This is a genomic window from Segatella copri (genome assembly GCF_019127135.1).
In the GTDB taxonomy this organism is placed as follows: Bacteria; Bacteroidota; Bacteroidia; order Bacteroidales; family Bacteroidaceae; genus Prevotella.
The window spans coordinates 1-565 of the sequence record NZ_JAHOEA010000181.1; the positions used below are offsets into that span (position 1 = coordinate 1).

At 50.1% G+C, this 565-nt stretch carries 1 protein-coding gene; it reads right to left on the reverse strand.

All coding sequences use genetic code 11. The features are described from left to right. Positions 1–343 precede the first annotated feature (343 nt). Positions 344–565 (reverse strand): hypothetical protein (locus KSW37_RS15765; protein WP_217315395.1); only part of this gene is annotated, 222 nt, incomplete at its 5' end.

The following is a 565-nucleotide window of genomic DNA, read 5'->3' on the forward strand; positions in this document are numbered from 1 at the left end:
TGATTTTTATGAGGGTTAATGAATGAGGATGCGGTTCATAAGCTACTGACTTTTGCATCGTAAGTCTCTGACTTTTTCATCGTAAGTCTCTGACTTTTGAACCATAAGTCTCTGACTTTTGCATCGTAAGTCCTTGGTTTCCGTTTCGGAAGTAACTTGCTTCTGGGTGACAGGGTGACAGGGGGGACAGGGAATTCTGAAGATTTACTCTCGCGCGGGCAGGCAGGAAAAATCAGGCCGAAAGTTCCTGCCTGCCCGCGTGCGAGGCGAAATGTTGAAAAACTCGTGTCACCGTGTCACCTGTCACCCTGAACCGGATGGAACCGAAGGCTTGGAGGAACGGCTAGAAGGGGGCATCATCATCGCATTGCGGCGAGTTGATGCAGACGGATACCTGGTAAGCCTTGATTTCCTCGGCTGTACGGACGATTGCCCTGTAACCACGGCTGTGCTTGGTGCGCATCTTTTCGAATCCGAGATCATTGAAAGCCTTGCCCAGTTTCGAACTGTTCAGCTTCTGAGAGATGTTGCAACTGATGATCTGCATCGCTCTGGCTATGGACAC